16 protein-coding genes and 1 tRNA gene are annotated in these 18,775 nt (G+C 72.8%); 12 read left to right on the top strand and 5 right to left on the bottom strand.

Features of this window, described 5'->3' with window-relative positions; genetic code table 11:
* The first annotated feature begins 10 nt into the window (after positions 1–10).
* The 5 genes from HN031_RS14780 (at position 11) to HN031_RS14800 (ending at position 5,164) form a co-directional block, all read left to right on the top strand.
* Positions 11–931: a LysR family transcriptional regulator gene (locus HN031_RS14780; RefSeq protein ID WP_172271075.1), complete on the top strand. Its 921-nt coding sequence runs from the start codon at positions 11–13 to the stop codon at positions 929–931.
* Positions 932–1,079: 148 nt separating this feature from the next.
* Positions 1,080–2,066, top strand: coding sequence for an ABC transporter substrate-binding protein (locus HN031_RS14785; protein ID WP_172271077.1), 987 nt, complete (start codon positions 1,080–1,082; stop codon positions 2,064–2,066).
* On the top strand, positions 2,063–3,310 hold the full coding sequence (locus tag HN031_RS14790; RefSeq protein ID WP_172271079.1) for a glycine betaine/L-proline ABC transporter ATP-binding protein: 1,248 nt from the start codon (positions 2,063–2,065) through the stop codon (positions 3,308–3,310). The genes HN031_RS14785 and HN031_RS14790 overlap by 4 nt, the downstream gene beginning before the upstream one ends.
* A complete protein-coding gene (locus tag HN031_RS14795) occupies positions 3,303–4,208 on the top strand; it encodes an ABC transporter permease subunit (protein ID WP_172271081.1) in 906 nt (301 codons plus the stop codon). Before HN031_RS14790 ends, HN031_RS14795 begins: the two co-directional genes overlap by 8 nt.
* Before the next feature lie 32 nt (positions 4,209–4,240).
* The gene (locus tag HN031_RS14800; RefSeq protein WP_172271083.1) at positions 4,241–5,164 is read left to right on the top strand and encodes a TauD/TfdA family dioxygenase; all 924 of its coding nucleotides are present in this window, start codon (positions 4,241–4,243) and stop codon (positions 5,162–5,164) included.
* Positions 5,165–5,246: 82 nt separating this feature from the next.
* Here the strand turns inward: HN031_RS14800 and HN031_RS14805 are convergent, their stop codons facing one another.
* Positions 5,247–5,999 (bottom strand): PIG-L deacetylase family protein, encoded by a 753-nt coding sequence (locus HN031_RS14805; protein ID WP_172271085.1) that lies wholly within the window; start codon positions 5,997–5,999, stop codon positions 5,247–5,249.
* A gap of 67 nt (positions 6,000–6,066) precedes the next feature.
* On the opposite strand from HN031_RS14805, the gene HN031_RS14810 reads away from it, so the two are divergent.
* Entirely contained in the window at positions 6,067–7,269 is a 1,203-nt protein-coding gene (locus HN031_RS14810; protein ID WP_172271087.1) for a sulfite oxidase, read from the top strand.
* 25 nt (positions 7,270–7,294) lie between these two features.
* On the opposite strand, the gene HN031_RS14815 is transcribed toward HN031_RS14810, so the two are convergent.
* Together HN031_RS14815 and HN031_RS14820 are read right to left on the bottom strand one after the other, a co-directional pair.
* A complete protein-coding gene (locus HN031_RS14815; protein WP_172271089.1) occupies positions 7,295–8,575 on the bottom strand; it encodes a DUF1501 domain-containing protein in 1,281 nt (426 codons plus the stop codon).
* Position 8,576: 1 nt separating this feature from the next.
* On the bottom strand, positions 8,577–10,025 hold the full coding sequence (locus tag HN031_RS14820) for a DUF1800 domain-containing protein (RefSeq protein WP_172271091.1): 1,449 nt from the start codon (positions 10,023–10,025) through the stop codon (positions 8,577–8,579).
* Positions 10,026–10,147: 122 nt separating this feature from the next.
* Here HN031_RS14820 and HN031_RS14825 point away from each other — a divergent pair, with 122 nt between their 5' ends.
* Together HN031_RS14825 and HN031_RS14830 are read left to right on the top strand one after the other, a co-directional pair.
* The gene (locus tag HN031_RS14825) at positions 10,148–11,119 is read left to right on the top strand and encodes a GNAT family N-acetyltransferase (protein WP_172271093.1); all 972 of its coding nucleotides are present in this window, start codon (positions 10,148–10,150) and stop codon (positions 11,117–11,119) included.
* Between the two features lie 12 nt (positions 11,120–11,131).
* A tRNA-Ile gene (locus HN031_RS14830) sits at positions 11,132–11,205 on the top strand.
* A 39-nt stretch (positions 11,206–11,244) separates the two neighbouring features.
* Here the strand turns inward: HN031_RS14830 and HN031_RS14835 are convergent.
* On the bottom strand, positions 11,245–12,861 hold the full coding sequence (locus HN031_RS14835) for a serine/threonine-protein kinase (RefSeq protein WP_172271095.1): 1,617 nt from the start codon (positions 12,859–12,861) through the stop codon (positions 11,245–11,247).
* Positions 12,862–13,045: 184 nt separating this feature from the next.
* Between HN031_RS14835 and HN031_RS14840 the strand changes: the two genes are divergently transcribed.
* The 3 genes from HN031_RS14840 to HN031_RS14850 are packed head-to-tail and all read left to right on the top strand — an operon-like array spanning position 13,046 to position 15,530.
* Positions 13,046–13,585 (top strand): hypothetical protein, encoded by a 540-nt coding sequence (locus tag HN031_RS14840; protein WP_172271097.1) that lies wholly within the window; start codon positions 13,046–13,048, stop codon positions 13,583–13,585.
* Between the two features lie 20 nt (positions 13,586–13,605).
* Positions 13,606–14,883: a sensor histidine kinase gene (locus HN031_RS14845; RefSeq protein ID WP_172271099.1), complete on the top strand. Its 1,278-nt coding sequence runs from the start codon at positions 13,606–13,608 to the stop codon at positions 14,881–14,883.
* Entirely contained in the window at positions 14,880–15,530 is a 651-nt protein-coding gene (locus tag HN031_RS14850) for a response regulator transcription factor (protein WP_172271101.1), read from the top strand. The genes HN031_RS14845 and HN031_RS14850 overlap by 4 nt, the downstream gene beginning before the upstream one ends.
* A gap of 13 nt (positions 15,531–15,543) precedes the next feature.
* Here the strand turns inward: HN031_RS14850 and HN031_RS14855 are convergent, their stop codons facing one another.
* On the bottom strand, positions 15,544–16,926 hold the full coding sequence (locus tag HN031_RS14855; protein ID WP_172271103.1) for a serine/threonine-protein kinase: 1,383 nt from the start codon (positions 16,924–16,926) through the stop codon (positions 15,544–15,546).
* A gap of 72 nt (positions 16,927–16,998) precedes the next feature.
* Between HN031_RS14855 and tyrS the strand changes: the two genes are divergently transcribed.
* Positions 16,999–18,264 (top strand): tyrosine--tRNA ligase, encoded by a 1,266-nt coding sequence (tyrS, locus tag HN031_RS14860; protein ID WP_172271105.1) that lies wholly within the window; start codon positions 16,999–17,001, stop codon positions 18,262–18,264.
* Positions 18,265–18,775 lie beyond the last annotated feature (511 nt).

Below are 18,775 nucleotides of genomic sequence, written 5' to 3' on the forward strand. Positions count from 1 at the left end.
TAACCTCACCATGTCGATCGACAATGACGACCACAAGGGGGACGGCATGGAGCGCAGGCAGCTCGAGTTCTTCCTCGCCATCGCCGAGGCCGGCAGCTTCACCCGCGCCGCGCAGGTCCTGCACATCGCCCAGCCGTCCCTGTCCCACTCGATGCGCACGCTGGAGGCCGAGCTGGGGTCCCCGCTGTTCGAGCGGCACGGCCGCGGGGTGCGGCTCACCGCCTCCGGGGAGGCCCTGCTCGGTCCGGCGCGTCGCACGGTGCGCTCGTTCGGGCTGGCCGCCAGCGCGGTGCGGGCCGTGACGGACGGGGACGTCGGCCGGCTCCGCGTCGTGTCGAGCACGTCGTGGGCGGTCCACCCGCTCGTCGAGCTCATCGGGGAGTTCCGGCGCCTGCGCCCCCGGGTGCGCTTCGAGGTGACCGACCCGGCTGCGCGGACGGTCGTGCTCGACCAGGTGCGCACCGGGCAGGTCGACTTCGGCCTGGTCGACGGCACCCCTCCCGCCGGAGCCCTGGCCAGCCTCGAGCTGGCGGAGCAGCAGCTGCTCGCCGTGCTGCCGCAGGGGAGCGGTCAGGGCCTGACGACGACGGTCGAGGAGCTGCAGCGCCACGGGCTGATCGGGACCCCACGGGGCACCGCCCTGCGTGACCTCCTCGACCAGCACCTCGAGGCGGCCGGGCACGCCACGGAGGTGATGGTGGAGACCGCCCACGTCGCATCGGTGGTCCCGCTGGTGCTCTCCGGCGCGGGCGCAGCCGTGCTGCCGGAGGGGATGGCGGTCGACGCTGCGACGAAGGGTGCGCGCGTCGCCCGCCTCGAGCCCGAGACCCGGGCGGCCGTGTCGCTGGTGTGGCGCGCGACCGGGCCCGAAGGCGTGGCGGCCGACTTCCTCGAGCTGGTCAGGGAGCACCGCGCCGACCGGTCGTCCTGATCGGCTCCTCGCCCTCGGCCATAGCCGCTTCCTATGGCTGTCGCTCACAAGTGGTCTGGGTCGCAGCGCGCTACCGCTTGGAGCCGCGTGTCAATTAAGTCTATCGTCTCACTCATATATTGATCGAGACTTCCGACCAGGAGCCACCATGAACCACCGCCCCATCCCTCGCCGCGCCCGGCTCGCGGTCGTCGCGACCCTCGGCCTCAGCGCGGTGCTCGCCGGCTGCGCCTCCGACAGCGAGAGCGACAGCGACGACGGCTTCGCCAGCGGCTCCTCGGGCGGCGGCACGGACTCGGTGGTCCTGGCCGAGCAGCCGTGGGTCGACCTGCAGGTCGAGAACGAGATCGCCGTGCAGGTCCTGGAGGAGATCGGCTACGACGCCTCCATCAAGAAGAACCTCTCGGTCGAGAACGCCGCCTCGGCGCTCGGCACGGGTGACATCGACGCCTACCTCGGCAACTGGTGGCCCTCGCAGGAGCCCACCTTCGGCGACCTGATCGACGGCGGCGACGTCGACGTCGTCTCCACCATGGTCACCGGCACCGAGTACGCCCCCGCCGTCCCGGGCGACGTGGCCGACGAGCTCGGGATCGCCTCGCTCGCCGACCTCGACCAGCACGCCGACGCGTTCGGCCGCAAGATCTACGGCATCGAGGCCGGCTCGCCCGGCAACGAGACCATCCAGGCGGCGATCGACGCCGACGCCTACGGCCTCGGCGACTGGGAGCTCGTCGCGAGCGGCACCCCCGCCATGCTGGCGCAGGTCGAGAAGTCGCAGAAGGACGGAGACCCGATCGTCTTCCTCGCGTGGAGCCCGCACTGGATGACCGTCCAGTACGACACCGTCTTCCTCGAGGACCCGGAGGAGGTCTGGGGCGGCGCCGGCGAGATCCGCACCGTCACCCGGGCCGGCTTCGCCGACGACAACCCCGAGATCGCCGAGTTCATCGGCAACCTCACCTTCACCACCGACCAGGCCGGCGAGTTCTACTACGCGCACGACAAGGAGGGCCAGGACCTGGCCGAGATCGCCTCGGCCTGGATCGAGGCCAACCCCGACGTCGTGGCGTCCTTCCTCGAGGGAGTGGAGGACGCCGAGGGCCAGCCGGCCGCCGAGGCCTTCGCGTCATGAGCACCTCCCAGGCGTCGGCGCCGCCGGCCATCGAGGGCCGTGGGCTGTCCAAGGTCTACGGACTCGGGCAGCGGCAGGCCGCGCGGGCGCTGGCCGCCGACGACCCCGCTGCCGCGGTCGCCGCCGCCGGCGGCTACCTCGGCGCCAGCGACGTGAGCTTCACGGTCGCCCGGGGCGGGATGTTCGTCGTCATGGGCCTGTCCGGCTCCGGCAAGTCCACCGTCCTCAGGATGATCAACCGGCTCAACGAGCCCACCGCGGGCGAGCTGCTGGTCGACGGCGAGGACATCACGCGGGTCGGCGACGGGCGGCTGCGCGAGCTCCGCAACAACGAGATCGGCATGGTCTTCCAGCACTTCTCGCTGTTCCCGCACCGCAGCGTGCGGGACAACGCGGCCTACGGCCTCAAGGTCCGCGGCGTCGCCAGGGCGGAGCGCTACGAGCGCGCCGACGCCGCCCTGGCTCGCGTCGGCCTCGACGGTCGGGGCGACAAGCTCCCCCACGAGCTGTCCGGCGGCATGCGCCAGCGCGTGGGCCTGGCCCGGGCGCTCGCGGTCGACCCGCCGATCCTGCTGATGGACGAGCCCTTCTCGGCGCTCGACCCGCTCATCCGCCGCGACATGCAGGACCTGCTGCTGCAGCTGCAGGCCGAGGACCGGCGCACCACGGTGTTCGTGACGCACGACCTCAACGAGGCCATGCGGATCGGCGACCAGGTCATGGTGATGCGCGAGGGCAAGGTCGTGCAGTGCGCCCCGGGGGCCGAGATCGTCGCCCACCCGGCCGACGACTACGTCAGCGAGTTCGTCGCCGACGTGGACCGCGCGCGGGTGCTGACGGCGTACGACCTGCTCCGCCCCGCCAAGCTCGTCCTGCCCGTCGACGAGCGACCCGACGTGGCGCTGCGCCGGCTCGGCGACAACGAGGCGCAGGGCGCGTACGTCATCGGCGCGGGCGAGCGGCTCCTCGGTGTCGCGACCGACGCGGCCCTGCTCGCCGCGGCCAACCGGGGCGACGCCGACCTGTCCGGATCCGTCTCGCAGGACTACAGCACCGTGGAGCCCACCGCCCACATCGGCGACTTCATGCACCGCGCCGGCCGCCAGGTCGTCCCGATCACGGTGGTCGACGAGCGCGGTCGGCTCAGCGGCGTGGTGCCGCGCGCCACCATCCTGTCGGCCCTGTCCACCGCGCCGCAGGCCGAGCGCGACCTCGACCGCACCCAGGAGGTGCTCAGTGCCTGACCTGCGCATCGGTGAACGCGGCGAGAGCGTCATCGACTTCATGACCGAGCACCTCGGCGGGTTCTTCGACCTGCTCAAGGAGATCCTCAACTTCGCGCTGCGGTCGGTCTACGACGTCCTCACGGCGTTGTCGCCGGTGGCCATGGTGGTGGTGCTGGTCGTGGTCGCGCTCGTCGCGACCCGGCGGGTGCTGCTGTCCGTCGGCCTCGGCCTCGGCCTGCTCGTCATCCAGTCGATGGACCTCTGGCCGGAGACGATGCAGACCATGGCGTCGGTCGTCGTGGCGACCGCGGTCGCGCTGCTGATCGGCATCCCGCTCGGCATCTGGTCCGCGTTCGACCCGGTGGTCCGCAGCGTGCTGCGGCCGGTGCTGGACCTGATGCAGACGCTGCCCGTGTTCGTCTACCTGCTGCCGACGATCCTCTTCTTCGGCGTCGGTGACGCACCCGGCCTGGTGGCGACCATCGTCTTCTCCGTGCCACCGGCGGTGCGACTCACCCAGCTGGGCATCAACCAGGTGGACGGCGAGACGGTCGAGGCGGCGGTGGCGTTCGGCGCCTCGCGGCGCGAGGTGCTGCGCGAGGTGCAGCTGCCCCTCGCGATGCCCTCGATCATGACCGGCGTCAACCAGGTCATCATGCTGGCGCTGTCCATGGTCGTCGTGGCGGGCCTGGTCGGCGGTGCCGGTCTCGGCGGTGTCGTGGTCAACGCCGTGCAGGGACTGCAGATCGCCGCCTCCATCGAGGGCGGCCTGGCCGTCGTCGTCATCGCCGTCTACCTCGACCGCGTCACCTCCGCCCTCGGCGGGCAGGGGCGCGCCGCACCCGCCTGGTGGCCGCGTCGTCGCCCGGCCGCTCGCGTCCCCGCCGTCGCGGCGGAGCCCGCGCCCGTCGCCTGACCCCTTCCCCGTCCACCGAAAGGACCCCTGCCATGACCTCCACGATCGACCGTCCCACCCTCACCGTGCAGCAGCTCGGTGGCCGCATCGGAGCCCGCATCGACGGCGTACGACTGGACGGGGACCTCCCCGACAGCACGGTCGCCGCCGTCCGCGAGGCGCTCCTGCGCCACAAGGTCGTGTTCTTCCGCGGCCAGGACCACCTCGAGGACGAGCAGCACCTCGCGTTCGCCGAGCGCTTCGGCCCGCTCACCACCGCGCACCCGACGGTCAACACCGGAAGCGCCCGCGTGCTGCGCGTCACCGCCAACAAGGGCATGGCCGCCAACGCCTGGCACACCGACGTCACGTTCGTGGACCGCGTCCCCGCCATCAGCGTGCTGCGCGGCGTGGTCATCCCGCCCTACGGCGGCAACACCGTCTGGGCCAACACCGTGGCCGCCTACGACGCGATGCCGGGTCCGCTGAAGGCGCTGGTGGACGACCTGTGGGCCGTGCACACCAACAGCTACGACTACGCCCAGCGCGACGAGGAGAACGAGCAGCCCGACGCCAACTACACGCGCGACGACTTCGCCTCGCAGCTCTTCGAGACCCGTCACCCCGTTGTCCGCGTCCACCCGGAGACGGGGGAGCGGTCGCTGGTGCTCGGCAACTTCGTGAAGGCCTTCGACGGCTTCAACAGCTCGGAGTCGACGGCGCTCTACCACCTGCTGCAGAACCGCATCACCCGGCTGGAGAACACCATCCGGTGGACGTGGCAGCGCGGCGACGTGGCCATGTGGGACAACCGGGCCACCCAGCACTACGCCGTCGCGGACTTCGGCTCCGAGCCCCGGGAGATGCGCCGGATCACGGTCGCCGGCGACGTGCCGGTGTCGATCGACGGCCGCTCCAGCGAGGTCCTCGCGGGTGACGCCGAGGCGTACTCCCGCCTTGACGAGCTCATCAGCTGACCCGACGCCGACAGGCGGTCCGAGACCGGGGGAGGGTGCCGGCGCGCGCACGGGGGTGTGCCGGCGCCCGCCCGGACGCCGGTCACCCCCAGCCGAGCGGGAACACCTCGAACGTGGCGGCGTGGGTGACGCCGAGCCCCTGGCCGCCGGCGCGGAGGATGCCGTCGAGGAACTCCTCGGGGTCCCAGCCCTCCCAGCCGAGGCCGTCGATGTAGGCGCGGTGCTCCTTCAGCGAGGCCACGCCGGCGTCGAACGTGTCCGTCACGTCCACGGCGTGCGTTGCCTGGGGTGAGTTGCCGGCCCACACGGCGCGTACGCCGCCCCACGGCTCGAGGCCGTCGGTGAGCTGCTCGGGGAAGATCCACCGGTTGCCGGCGTCGCGCACGGCGTCGAGCAGCGCCCGGCCGACCGCGATGTGGTCGGCCTGGTTGAGGTTGCTGCCGCCGAAGGTCTCGCGGAAGTTGATGGTCATCGCGACGTCCGGGCGCTGCTCGCGCACGACGCGCGCGATGGCGCGCCTCAGCTCCACGCCGTACTCCAGGATCCCGTCGGGCAGGCGCAGGAACACCACCTCGTCGACGCCCACGACGCCCGCCGAGGCGATCTCCTCGGCCTCTCGCACCGCCGTGCACTCGTCGGGGTGGAGGCCGTCGATGCCGGCCTCGCCGCTGGTGACCATGCAGTAGACGACGCGCTTGCCCTGCGCCGTCCAGCGGGCGACCGCGGCCGCCGCGCCGTACTCGATGTCGTCGGGGTGTGCCACCACGAACAGCGCGGACTCCCAGTCCTCGGGGAGCGTTTCGTAGGACGGGGGAGCGGGGCGGTCGTCGGTCATGCGCCCGAGCATGGCACCCGACCCTTGGTGTAGTGAAACAGGTGACTTACTCCTATAAGGTCCATCCATGACCTCGATCGCTCCCACCCGCCGCGGCTTCCTCGCCGGTGCCGCCGTCATCGGCGGCGCCGCCCTCGTCCCAGGCTCGCTGTGGCCCGCTGCCCCCGCCTCCGCCCGCCCGCCCCTGATCCTCAAACCGACCCCGCCGGAGTGGTTCGTCGACCACGGCTCCAACGCCGAGATGCTGTGGAGCTCGGTCGACCGCGACGCCTACCTCACGCCGCAGTCGCGCCTGTTCGTGCGCAACCACACGAGCACGCCGGTCATCAGCCGCGCCGGCTACGCACTGCGGGTGCACGGCGACGGGCTGGCGACGGCGCGGACCGAGGGCGAGGCGCTCACGCTGACCCTCGACGACCTCCAGCGGCTGCCCCGCCACGAGCTGACGGCGACGCACGAGTGCACCGGCAACGGACGGCGCTTCTTCGCCGAGCAGCAGGGCCAGACCGTCGCCGGCACGCCGTGGGCGCTCGGCTCGGTCGGCACCGTGCGGTGGCAGGGCGTGCGGCTGCGCGACGTGCTGGCCCACCTCGGCATCGCCTCCGACGCCGTGTCGGTGCAGGCGACGGGCCTCGACGCCCCGTACGTCACGGGCGGCGTCGACCACGGCCGCGTGCGCCGGCCGTTCCCCATCGCGAAGGCGCTGGACGACGCGCTCCTCGCGTGGGGCATGAACGGCGAGGACCTGCTTCCCGACCACGGCTACCCGCTGCGGCTGGTGCTGCCCGGCTGGGTCGGCATCGCGAGCATCAAGTGGCTGGGGTCGCTGGAGGTCTCCCGCAGCGAGCTCACCTCGCCCTGGAACACGCAGTGGTACCGGATGACCGGCCCGGGCTGGCCGGCGGACTCGCCGCCGCTGACGGTCAACCCCGTGCGCTCGTCCTGGGAGCTGGCCCCGGGGGCGCGGCTGCCGTCCCGCTCGGTGACGCTCACCGGCCGCTCGTGGAGCGGTGCGGCGAGGATCGCCCGGGTGTCGGTCAGCCTCGACGACGGCCGGTCGTGGCGCCCGGCGGTGCTCGACCGCAGGTCGCGGCGCGACCAGGGCTGGACCCAGTGGTCGGTGCGGTGGGGCAACCCGCGACCGGGGGTGCACCACCTGCTGGCGCGCGCCACCGACGAGGCCGGACGCACGCAGCCGCTCGAGGCGGCCGTCAACAGCCAGGGTTACTTCTTCGACGCGGTGGTCCGCCACCCGGTCGAGGTGGCCTGAGCGGTCCCGAGGAGCCGGGCTCCCCTCAGGCCATCACGCCGACGGCCTGGGGGGCGAAGCCCGGGAACACCTGCGCGACCGAGACCCCGAAGCGCCGGGTGACGACCTCGGTGAGCACGCTGCGGTAGTCGGTGGTGACCAGCAGGTCGGAGTCCAGCGAGTTGGCCAGACCGGGCCACGAGCCGTAGTAGCGGCCGCCCCGGACGCCCGCGCCGGCGACGAACATGACGTTGCCGAAGCCGTGGTCGGTGCCGTAGTCGTCGTTCTCCTTGACCCGTCGGCCGAACTCGCTCAGCGTCACCAGCGTGACGCGGTCCGCGGCGGGGCCGAGGTCGGCGAAGAAGGCGGCGATCGAGGCGGCCAGGTCGCCGGCGTTGCGCTTCATCTCGCCCCACTCGACGGTGCCCGCGTCGGTGTGCATGTCCCAGTCGCCCTGGTCGACGGTGATCACCTCGGCGCCGACGCCGGAGCGGACGATCCGTGAGACGTCGGACAGTGCCTTGCCGAGGCCGCTTCCCGGGTACGCCGTCGCGGGCTGACCGGCCGGCAGGTCGCGGGCGGCGCCGAAGGTCTCGGCGCCCGAGATCGCGTCGCGGACCGCCCGGCTCATGGGGCCGGTGCCCTTCCACGCGTGCTTGAGGGAGGCCAGGCGGCGCCCGTCCTCCTCCGTGCCGGCGACCTTGGCGTTGTCGACGCGGCCGACCACGAAGGCCGGGTTGGTGCCGAACAGTGACGTCGGCACCTGGTTGCCCATCGCGGTGCCCTGCAGGGGGGACACGCCGGGCAGCTCGCCGAGGAGCCGGTTGAGCCACCCGTTGCGGGCGGTCGAGCCCGGAGCGGCGTCCTCGATGGCCTCCATGGCGGCGAAGTGCGAGCGGTTGGGCGTCGCCATGCCGGTGGCGTGCACCGCCGCGAGCGTGCCCGCCTCCCACATCGGCAGCAGGGGCGCGAGCGCCGGGTGCAGGCCGAACATCGCGTCCTGCGCCAGCAGCGACTCGCGAGGTACGGCGATGCGCGGGCGCGCGGCGTAGTAGGTCGGGTCGGCGTGCGGGACGACCAACGAGAGCCCGTCGGCGGCACCGCGGAGCGACAGCAGGACGAGCACCGACCCCGCCGGGTTGGCCAGGCGGGTGGCGGGGCGACCCGTGACGGCGTACGCGCGGGGACCCGAGCCGCCCAGGCTCGGTCCGAGGGCGATCGCGCCGCCCGCGAGAGCCGTGCCGATGAGGGCCCGGCGGCTCAGCGCGGTGCGCGCCTCGTCGTAGTCCGGGCAGCCGCAGGAGGTCTGGAACTGGTCAGTAGTCATGTCAGCACGCCAGGTGGTCGGGGGAGTCGAGGACAGCGGCGAGCAGCCGTGGGAAGCCCCACTGGTAGAGGCCGTGCTCGCGATCGATCTTTTCCTTGCGGCCGCAACCGGTGGCCAGGCACGCCGTCTCGACGAGGTGCTTCGAGGCCGGTCGGTGGAGCAGGTCGCGGCTCACCTCGTCGACGAGGTCCGCGAACCGGATCGGCTTCTTGGCCGGCACCCACGCGCTGGGCGTGCGGTAGTCGAGCTCCGCGGTGGGCCACCAGCCGCCGGCCATCGACCAGTGCATGCTCATCGATCCGAGCGCCCGCGCCGGGGAGGCCCAGACGTCGTTCCGGACGGGTGTGCCGTCGGGTCGCGGCCAGGCGTGGGGCGAGAGCCCGAGCCCGGACGCCTGCCACAGGATGGCGTTGGCGCCGGAGTCGCCGCTGCGCGGCCGGCCGACCTCCACGCCGAGCGCGCGGTAGGTCGCCACCACGTCCTCGCTGGGGTCGCGGAGCTTGTCGCCGGCCGAGGTGCGGAACTCCTTGCTCGCCACGAGCGCCTGCAGCACCGGCACGATGGCGGTGTCGTTGCGCAGGTAGACCTTCGCGAGCCGTCGGACGAGCGACTGCGGCGGGTCGTCGCGCACGAACTTGGTGGCGAGCCGCTCGCACACGTGGTGCGCGGTGTCGGGGTGGTGGGCCAGGTAGTGCAGGTACTCCTTGGTCACCCTGCGGCCGTCCGCCTTCGCGTTCTTCGCGCTGAACCCGCGTACCTTGACCCGGCCGCGGTAGTGGTCCTCCTCGACGTAGGACGCCTTCCAGGTCTCCCACAGGTCCACGTGGTGCCCGGTGAGGATGCGGGCCGACGCCTTGACGTCGTCCTCGTCGTAGTTGCCGGTGCCGAGGGTGTGCAGCTCGAGCAGCTCGCGGCCCAGGTTCTCGTTCGGTGCGCGCTTGGTCGAGGTGGCGCCCGACAGGAAGATCAGCATCGCGGGGTGGGTCGTGGTCGCGGCGAGCAGCTCGTCGAAGCGGCCGAGGGCATGGCGGCGGACCGTGTCGCCGTAGTCGACGCGCCACGTGAACTGCGCGTCCCCGCTCACGGGCACGTGGAGCATGGCCTCCCAGAACTCGGCCATCTTCTCGAGCACCGGGCGGCGGGTCCGGATCCGGCGCACGAGCAGCCAGCGGCCGTAGTCCTCCATGACCTCCCAGCCACCGCGGACCTCCTCGACCTGCCGCTTCCACAGCTCGGCCGGGCCGCGGTCGAGGTCGGGCCACCACCGGCGTACGCCCTCCGCGGCCCCGTCGGGGAAGGCGCCGGGTCGCGTCAGCTGCAGCTCGAACCACGCCGACGCACCGCCGGCACGGCGTACGTCCTCGGCGAGCGTCGCGTCGACGCCGTAGCCGAAGCGCGTGACGAGATGGCGTTGCGCGGGCGTGAGCAGTCCTGCTGTGTTCCTGGCCACCGAGGTCCTCCCGTACCCGAGCCGCTTCCGAGACGCGCCACTGTCCCACGGCTGGGGCCGGAAGCGAAGCCGAAGCCTGAATCCGTTTGCGGCGACGCTGGCTCGTGCGGTCCCATGCGCACGTGGAGATCCAGGAGCTCGACCCGACCGACGCCGACGCCCGCCGGAGGTGGCACGAGGTGCGGGAGGGCTCCGTGCGGGCCGACCGGCCGCACGCATTGACCACCACGCTCGGAGCCTTCGAGGCCACGGCCACCGCGGCGAGCACCTACGTGGCCCGGACCTGGCTGCAGGCCGTGGACGGCTCGGAGGTTCTGGGTGTGGCGGAGCTGGAGCTCCCGCTCACGGAGAACCTCGACGTGGCGTGGTGCGAGGTGGGCGTGCTCCCCGGGCGCCGGAGGCGCGGCGCTGGGCGTGCCCTGTGGGACGCGGTGGTCGAGCGGTCCCGGGCGGCCGGACGCACCCGGGTCGGCGGCGAGGTGAGCGTGGACGTGGACGTCGCGGGAGCCGGCCACGCGTTCGCCACGGCCATGGGCGCCGTGGAGAGGCACCGCGAGGACCACCTGCTCGCCCGGCTGCCCGTCCCGGCCACGCCGATCGACCCTGACTACGAGGTGGTCACCTGGCGCGGCCGGTGCCCCGACGAGCACCGCGGGGCCTACCTGGCGATGCGCAACCAGATGAACGCCGACGTCCCCACGGGCGAGCTCGACCTCGAGACGACGGTGCTCGACGACGAGCGGCTGGCCGCCTCCGAGCGGGGCCTGATGAAGGCGTACGACGTCCGCGTGGCCGCCGCCCGCCGCCGCTCGGACGGGACGTTCGGCGGCTACTCGCTGCTGTTCGTCCCGCACGGCGAGGACTACGGCTGGCAGGACGACACGCTCGTCATGCCCGAGCACCGCGGGCACCGGCTCGGCGCCGCCCTCAAGTCCGCCAACTACGCCGGCCTGCCCGACCACGTCGGCGTCGTCCACACCTGGACCGCGCCCGACAACACCGCGATGCACCGCACCAACACGGCGCTCGGCTTCCGCGTCGTGGAGCACATGTACGAGATGGAGGCGTCGATCGCCTCCGACGGCCCCGGATAGGGTGCCGCCCGAGGGGCGGTAGCTCAGTCGGTCAGAGCAGAGGACTCATAATCCTTGGGTCGTGGGTTCGAGCCCCACCCGCCCTACGAGGTCGCCGGTCCTGCGACCGTCGGACGACGCGCCGCTCAGACCTCGCCGGCGATGAGGTAGCCGTCGCCCTGCTGCGCCAGCTGCAGCTGCACCTGCTGCGTCGACGTGTCGCCCGAGGTGGAGACGTAGTCGATCGTGTACGACGCCGTCAGTGCGTCGGGGTCGACCCGGATGTCGTACGGCGTCGCGGAGCTGATCGTGTTCCAGAACCCCGCGTAGCGCTCGAAGCCACCGCTCTGGGCCTGGAACTCCGGGGTCAGCATCGCGAAGGTCGTCTCGGGGTCGGAGGTGACCGTCGCGAAGTAGTCCTGCACGAAGGACCGCATCGCCGCCCGGTCCCCGGTCCCCACGGGCTCGCTCGGCTCGGAGGTCGGCTCGTCCGTGGGCTCCTCCGTCTCCGTCGGCTCCTCGGTCGGCTCCTCGGTCGGCTCCTCCGTCTGCTCGTCGGTGGGCTCCTCGGACGGCGACGGGTCCGCCGAGGTGGACGGCTCCTGGCTGGTGTCCGACGAGCCGGCCGTCGTGTCGGTGCCGTTGCCGTCGGGCCAGAGCAGCCAGGCCCCGAGCGCGGCCACGGCGACCAGCGCGACGACGGCCGCGATCCAGCCGAGCGGACTCCTCCGCGACGTCGTGCCGCCCGGGTCGTGCGGCTGGGGAGGAGCAGCGGCCGACGCACCGGTGGCCGGTGGCGGCGGGTCGACCGTGGGCGTCGGCGTCGTCCGGGTCGCGTCCGACGAGGCGGGCGGCTGCGGTGTCGCGGCGACCGGCGCGACCGGGGCCGCGGCCAGCGGGGCGCCGCGCACCGCCGTGGCGCCGTCCACGTCGCCCTCGCCGCCGTCGTACGCCGGGGGTGCCGTGCTCGGCTCGCCGCGGGCGACCCGGCGCAGGTCGTCGCGCACCCGCAGTGCCGGCCACCGTCGCTCGGGGTCCTTGACCATCATCACGGCGAGGAGCCCCGCGAGGGGATGGCCGGCGGGCAGCCGGGGCGGGTCCTCGTGGACGATCTTGTAGAGCCCGCCCAGCACGTTGGCCCCGACGTCGTACGGCGGCCGGCCGACCAGGGCGTGCCACAGCGTGGCCCCGAGCGACCAGATGTCGCCGGCGGCCGTCGCCGGCTGGCCGGAGGCGATCTCGGGAGCGAGGTAGGCGGGGGACCCGGTGACCATCCCGGTCTGGGTGAGGGCGGCGTCGCTGGCGGCCCGGGCGATGCCGAAGTCACCGAGCTTCGCGTGGTCGTCGTCGCCGACCATGATGTTGCTCGGCTTGACGTCGCGGTGCACGATCCCGGCCTTGGCCGCCTGCACGAGGGCGTCGGCGGCCTGCGCGATGATGCCGGCGGCGCGCGCGGGCTCGAGCGGTCCCTCGGCCGTGACGACCTCGGAGAGCGTGCGGCCCTCGACGTGCTCCATGACGAGCCAGTAGCAGTCCTCGTCCTTGACGAGGTCGAAGATCGAGACGACGTGCGGGTGGCTGATCCCGGCGGCGAGACGGGCCTCCCGCTCGGCGCGCGCGATGTCGTGCCCGGTGGTGCCGGGCAGGAGCCCGATGCGCTTCACGGCGACCGACCGCCCCAGCACCTCGTCGTGCGCGAGGTGCACGATGCCGGCTCCGCCGCGTCCGATCTCCCGCTCCAGGCGGTACCTGCCTGCAATCACGTGTGGGCCCCTTCCGTGGCTCCCGTTCAGGCTAACGACCCGTCGGGGGACCGCCTCACCCGTGGGGACCTGTGCCCTCGAGGCTTTGCGCGCCGCCGCCGGCCCGGGGGTACTAGCACCATCGGCCATCTCGCCGTCGGGGCCGACCGGGACCACGCTGGTCACACCGACCCAGGAGGAACCCATGACCAGCACGACCACCCTCATCACCGGCGCCGCCCGCGCCCTCGTCCTCACGCTCGCCCTGCCGCTCGCCCTGGCCGCTCTCGTCCTCGGCCTCGCAGGCTCGCCCGCAGGCGCGACCTCGCTGGCCGACGGCCCGACGTCGTCGCTGCGCAGCGACGACGACCGCAGCGACGACCGGAGCGATGACGACAGCGGCGACGATGACAGCGACGGGGACGACGACAACGGCGGGGGCGACGACGACCGCGTCATCCGCACCGGCAGCTGCGCCGGCGGTGCGGACTGGAAGCTCAAGGTCAAGACCGACGACGGCCGCCTCGAGGTCGAGGGCGAGGTCGACAGCAACGTCGCCGGCCAGCGCTGGCGCTGGACCCTGCGCCACAACGGCTCGGTGAGCGACCGCGGTGTCGGCACGACCACGGCCCGCAGCGGCTCCTTCGAGGTCGAGCGCAAGATCGTGGACCTCGCGGGCACCGACGCCGTCGCCTTCCGGGCCGTGCGCGACGGCCAGGTCTGCCGGGGTGTGGTCAACTACTGACCTCACCGGAGGACGACCGCATGCGCTGGCTGAAGAATCCCGTGGTGCAGTTCCTGGCCACGGGATTCGTCATGCTCGTGGTGGTGCTGGTCGCCACGAGCGCCCTCAGTCGCTCGGCCGCGGACGAGGAGGCCGTGGCCGATGCCCGCTCGCTCACCCGGGTGCTCGGCACGTCGGTGGCCGAGCCGGCCGTCCCGCGCGGCCTGGTCGACGGCGACGCCGCCGCGATCGACCGCCTGGACCGTACGGCGCTCGACCGGCTGCTCGTCGACGACGTCCTGCGCATCAAGATCTGGGACGTCGGCGGCACGGTGCTCTACAGCGACCGCACGGAGCTGATCGGCGCGGTCTACCCCCTCGACGAGGACGAGCTCGAGGTGCTGCGCGACGGTGGCACCGATGCCGAGCTGTCGGACCTCTCGAAGCCGGAGAACCGGTTCGAGCGCGACGTCGGCGGGGACCTGCTCGAGGTCTACACGCGGATCGAGTCGCCGGAGGGCGAGCCGCTGCTCTTCGAGGCCTACCTCGGGGTCGACCGGATCCGGGAGAGCCGGGCGCAGGTGCTCGCCCGGTTCCTGCCCATCACCATCGGCTCCATCCTCGCGCTCGTGGTGCTGAGCACGCCGCTGGTGTGGCTGCTCTCGCGCCGCATCTCGCGCGCGGCCCGCGAGCGTGAGCAGCTGCTCGAGGCGGCGGTGCGGGCCTCCGACGGCGAGCGGCTGCGCATCGCGCGCGACCTCCACGACGGCGTCGTGCAGGACCTGGCCGGGTCCTCGATGGCCCTCTCCACCGTGGCCGCCCGCACGGCCGGTCCGGACCGCGCGCAGCTGGAGGAGGTCGGCCGGTCGCTCCGGGTCAGCATGCGGTCCCTGCGGTCGCTGCTCGTCGAGATCTACCCGCCGGACCTGCACACCGCCGGCCTGGCGGCGGCGGTCGACGACCTGGTCGCCCCGCTGGTCGCGGCCGGCATCGAGGTCGACGCCGACGTCAGCGGGGACCAGGACGCGCCCCGTTCGGCGGTCGCCCTCGTGTGGCGGGTCGCCCAGGAGGCCGTGCGCAACGTGGTCCGGCACTCCCGCGCGACGCGGATGTCGCTCACGGTCCACCGGCAGGGCGGCGCGCTCGTCCTCGAGGTCGTGGACGACGGGGTCGGCTTCGCGCCCGGGACCCTCGTGGCGACCGACCGGTTCGGCCTGCGCGCCGCGGAGAGCCTCGTGCACGAGCACGGCGGGTCCCTGGAGGTCGAGTCCGCGCCCGGCTCGGGCACGATGGTGCGCGTGGAGGTGCCGCTCGCATGATCCGTGTGGTGCTGGCCGACGACCACGCCGTCGTACGCCGTGGGCTGACCGGCCTGCTGGAGTCGACCGACGACCTCGAGGTGGTCGGTGTCGCCCGCGACGGGAGCGAGGCCGTCGACCTGGTGCGCGAGCACCGCCCCGACGTCGCCGTGATGGACCTGCAGATGCCCGTCCTGGACGGCGTCGAGGCGACGCGGGCCATCGTGGCGGCGGCCACCGGCACCGAGGTCCTGGTGCTCACCTCCTTCTCCGACCACGCGCGGATCGACGCCGCCCTCGGTGCGGGCGCCGTCGGCTACCTGCTCAAGGACGCCGAGCCGGAGGTCCTGCTCGACGGGATCCGCGCCGTGGCGCGCGGGGAGTCGCCGCTCGACCCGCGGGCCGCCCGCCGGCTGCTGACCCGCGCGGCCGGCTCGCGCGAGACCTCAGCGGGCGCGGCGCCGGCCGGCCTCTCGCCCCGCGAGGCCGAGGTGCTGCGCCTCGTCGTCGAGGGACTGCTCAACAAGCAGATCGCCCAGCGTCTCGGCATCACCGAGCGGACCGTGAAGGCGCACCTCACGTCCGCCTACCAGCGCATCGGGGTCGCCGACCGCACCCAGGCCGCCCTGTGGGCGCAGCGGCACGACCTGGGTGGCCGGACGCCGTAGAGGCCGGACGGGCTCAGCCCTCGCCGGCGATCCGGTAGCCGTCGTCGAGGCGCTGGAGCTGGAGCCGGATCCGGTCGGTGCTGCGGGCGCCGGACTCCATCACGTAGTTCACCGTGTAGCCGACGGTGAGGTCCGAGGGGTCGCTGCTGACCTCGGCCAGCGTCGCGGACTCGACCTTGCCCCACCAGCCCAGGTAGCCCTCGAAGCCGCCGCTCGCCGCCTGGAACTCCGGCGTCAGCTGCCGGAAGGCCGCCCGCGGGTTGCTCGTGACGGTGGAGATGTAGGACGTGATGAACGCGTCCATCTGCTCACGCGTGTCCGCTGCGGAGAGCGGGGGAGTGCTGCCGGCCGACGACGTCTCGGGCGTCGTCGACTGCGACGCCGGTGCCGAGCGGCGCTGCTCGTCCGGTGCCGCCTCCGGGGTGTCGCGCCCGGCCCAGACGTACGCCGACACGACGGCCGCGACCGCCAGCACCGCCGCGGCGGCGATCCACGCCCACCGGTGGTCGCGGCGTGGCCGCGCGCGGACGGGCACGGGGGCGGGCGGCATGACACCGGTCTGCTCCGGCGGAGCGGGCGTCGGGGGGGCGATCGGCACGGTGGAGACCTGCCCCTGCGAGATCCGGACCAGCTCGTCCCGCACGCGGGGGAGCGGCCACCGGGCCTCGGCATCGCGGTTCATCATCACCGTGAGCAGGCCGGCCATCGGGTGGTCCCTGGCCAGCCGCGGCGGGTCCTCGTGGACGATCTTGTAGAGCGCCCCGATGAGGTTGTCGCCCACCTCGTACGGCGGCTTGCCGGTCACCGCGTGGTAGAGCGTGGCGCCCAGCGACCAGACGTCGCTGGCGGGGGTGGCGGAGGAGCCGGACGCGACCTCGGGCGCGAGGTAGGCCGGTGACCCGGTGACCAGCCCCGTCTGGGTGAGCGACGGGTCGTCGGCGGCCCGCGCGATGCCGAAGTCGTTCAGCTTGGCGGAGTCGCCGGCGATCATGATGTTGCTCGGCTTGACGTCGCGGTGGACGATCCCGTTGGCGTGGGCCTCGATCAGCGCGTCCGCCGTCTGGGCCAGGAGGGCCGCGGCGGGGCGGGCGTCGAGCGGACCCGAGTCCCTGACCCGCTCGCTGATCGTCTGCCCGTCGACGTACTCCATGACGAGCCAGCGCACGTCCCCCTCGTCGACCAGGTCGAACACGGAGACGACGTGCGGGTGGTTGAGGGCCGCGGCGAGGCGGGCCTCGCGCTCGGCGCGCTCCAGCTCGGCGAGGTCGGAGCCCGGCGTCGTCCCGATGCGCTTGATCGCCACCTGCCGGCCCAGCACCTCGTCGAGGGCCAGGTGCACCGTGCCGGAGCCGCCACGGCCGATCTCCCGCTCGAGCCTGTACCTGCCTGCGATCACGTGCCGTCCCTCCTCCGCGCTCGCCCTAGGCTAGTGCCCGTCCACGAACCCGACTCACCCGAAAGAACCCCCATGACGACCCCGAACGTCCTTGACGAGCTGGAGTGGCGCGGCCTGGTCGCCCACTCCACCGACCGCGACGCGCTCCGCGCGGCGCTGGGCGAGGGGAGCGTCAAGTTCTATGTGGGCTTCGACCCCACCGCGCCGAGCCTCCACATGGGCAACCTGGTGCAGCTGGTCACCGCCCGCCGGCTGCAGGACGCCGGCCACACGCCCTACGTCCTCGTCGGTGGCGCCACCGGCATGATCGGCGACCCCCGCGACTCGGGGGAGCGCACGCTCAACTCGCCGGACACGGTGAAGGAGTGGACCGAGCGGGTCCGCCAGCAGGTGTCGCGGTTCGTGGGCTTCGAGGGCGACAACGCCGCGACCACGGTCAACAACTACGACTGGACCGCCTCGCTCTCGACCATCGACTTCCTCCGTGACATCGGCAAGCACTTCCCGGTCAACCGGATGCTGGCGCGCGACACGGTCAAGCGTCGTCTCGAGTCGGGGATCAGCTACACCGAGTTCTCCTACGTCCTGCTGCAGTCCATGGACTACCTCAACCTGTTCCGCGAGCACGGTGTCTCGCTGCAGTTCGGCGGCTCGGACCAGTGGGGCAACATCACCGGCGGCGCTGAGCTCGTACGCCGCGTGACCGGCGGCAGCGCCCACGGGTTCGCCACGCCGCTGATCACCAAGAGCGACGGCACCAAGTACGGCAAGACCGAGGGCGGGGCGCTGTGGCTCGACCCCGAGATGCTCTCGCCCTATGCCTTCCACCAGTTCTGGCTCAACGTGGAGGACGAGAAGGTCGGTGAGCTGCTGCGCATCTTCACCTTCCTCCCGCGCGAGGAGATCGAGGACCTCGAGCAGCAGACGGCCGAGAAGCCGTTCCTGCGCGCGGGGCAGAAGCGCCTCGCCGACGAGGTGACCGCGCTGGTGCACGGCGCCGAGGAGGTCGAGCAGGCCAAGGCGGCTGCGGCGGCCCTGTTCGGCGGGGGTGACCTGGGCAGCATCAAGCCGGAGACGCTGGCCTCCGCGTTGCGCGAGGCCGGAGGTACGACGGTCCCGGCCGCCGACCTGCCGGGGATCCTCGACCTCCTCGTGGCCGCCGGCCTCGTCAAGAGCAAGGGCGACGCGCGACGCACCGTCGCCGAGGGCGGCGCCTACCTCAACAACGTGCGTGTCGAGGACCCCGAGCTCGTTCCCACGGAGGCGGACCTCGTCGCGGGGTCGTGGCTGGTGCTGCGACGGGGCAAGAAGAAGTTCGCCGGGGTGCAGGCGGTCTGAGGGCCCCGGAACGGGTGCTGTCGGCAGGTGTGGACCTGCCCGACGACCTCCGCCCAGGCACCCCCGACACCCGGCGCCGAACGCCCCACGCGTCACAACAGGCCTCTGACCTGCGGAAACGTCGATGTGCCCGCGGTCACACGGTTTCGATTTGCGTGCCGCCCGGGCGTTGTCTAATGTTCTCTTTGTCGCCAGGGAGCGGCGGGGAGCAAGACCGGTCAGGTCGGGCTCCCGGCCCCGGGCAGGACAACCCGAAGCGGTCATCGGTCACGGTGACACCAGTGGGTCGGAGCGAAACAGTCGAGGATTTGACCCGACAGAAAAGCGCTCGCTAAGTTTCACCTGCTGCCTCACGCAACCGAGGTCCTCACCGGATCGCGATGTGGGTGCGTCTGATTCTTGAGAACTCAACAGTGTGTTTGATTAGTCGACGAATTAGTTTGTTATGCCCCGTTGACGTTGTTGGCTGGCTTGCCTTTGGGTGGGTTGGTTGATGGTGTCGCGGTTTCTT

It is taken from the genome of Nocardioides sp. zg-1308, assembly GCF_013155375.1.
Lineage (GTDB): Bacteria > Actinomycetota > Actinomycetes > Propionibacteriales > Nocardioidaceae > Nocardioides > Nocardioides renjunii.

Excerpts from the sequence above, each read along its gene's own strand:
- HN031_RS14780 (WP_172271075.1), top strand. The coding sequence starts at position 11 with ATGTCGATCGACAATGACGACCACAAGGGGGACGGCATGGAGCGCAGG.
- HN031_RS14785 (WP_172271077.1), top strand. The coding sequence starts at position 1,080 with ATGAACCACCGCCCCATCCCTCGCCGCGCCCGGCTCGCGGTCGTCGCG.
- HN031_RS14790 (WP_172271079.1), top strand. The coding sequence starts at position 2,063 with ATGAGCACCTCCCAGGCGTCGGCGCCGCCGGCCATCGAGGGCCGTGGG.
- HN031_RS14800 (WP_172271083.1), top strand. The coding sequence starts at position 4,241 with ATGACCTCCACGATCGACCGTCCCACCCTCACCGTGCAGCAGCTCGGT.
- HN031_RS14805 (WP_172271085.1), bottom strand. The coding sequence starts at position 5,999 with ATGACCGACGACCGCCCCGCTCCCCCGTCCTACGAAACGCTCCCCGAG.
- HN031_RS14810 (WP_172271087.1), top strand. The coding sequence starts at position 6,067 with ATGACCTCGATCGCTCCCACCCGCCGCGGCTTCCTCGCCGGTGCCGCC.
- HN031_RS14815 (WP_172271089.1), bottom strand. The coding sequence starts at position 8,575 with ATGACTACTGACCAGTTCCAGACCTCCTGCGGCTGCCCGGACTACGAC.
- HN031_RS14840 (WP_172271097.1), top strand. The coding sequence starts at position 13,046 with ATGACCAGCACGACCACCCTCATCACCGGCGCCGCCCGCGCCCTCGTC.
- HN031_RS14845 (WP_172271099.1), top strand. The coding sequence starts at position 13,606 with ATGCGCTGGCTGAAGAATCCCGTGGTGCAGTTCCTGGCCACGGGATTC.
- HN031_RS14850 (WP_172271101.1), top strand. The coding sequence starts at position 14,880 with ATGATCCGTGTGGTGCTGGCCGACGACCACGCCGTCGTACGCCGTGGG.
- tyrS (WP_172271105.1), top strand. The coding sequence starts at position 16,999 with ATGACGACCCCGAACGTCCTTGACGAGCTGGAGTGGCGCGGCCTGGTC.